Raw genomic sequence first — 427 nt, 5'->3', positions numbered from 1 at the left:
GGCGCTCAATACTGAACTTAATCAGCGGCCGATGAAGCATTACAACGGTGCCAGCCGTGAGCAGCTTTTTACCTTGCTGGATGCTCCCGCACTACAACCCCTGCCGCCTTATGCCTATGAGTACACCGATTATCGCATTGCGAAAGTCGCCAAAGATTACCACGTACAGTACGACAATCACTGGTACTCGGTGCCGCATCGTTTAGTGGGTGAGCGGGTTGAAATCAGTGCCACGCAAACGCTGGTTAAGGTTTACCATCAGGCTAAATGTGTTGCACAACATCCGCGCAGCCATAATGCGTACCGGCACAGTACCGACGTGGCACATATGCCAGAAAACCATGCCGCCTATCAGGAGTGGAACCCCGAGCGTATTCGCAGCTGGGCCACGCATATTGGCTCTAATACTCTGGCGGTGGTGTTAGCC

1 pseudogene is annotated in these 427 nt (G+C 53.4%); it reads left to right on the top strand.

The window, feature by feature from the left end:
- Nucleotides 1–31: 31 nt before the first annotated feature.
- A pseudogene (locus tag VT06_RS17440) lies at nucleotides 32–427 on the top strand (IS21 family transposase); the annotation flags it as partial.

Origin of the sequence: Arsukibacterium sp. MJ3 (assembly GCF_000987765.1) — a bacterium.
Lineage (GTDB): Bacteria > Pseudomonadota > Gammaproteobacteria > Enterobacterales > Alteromonadaceae > Alishewanella.
This window is presented reverse-complemented; position numbering and strand designations above follow the sequence as displayed.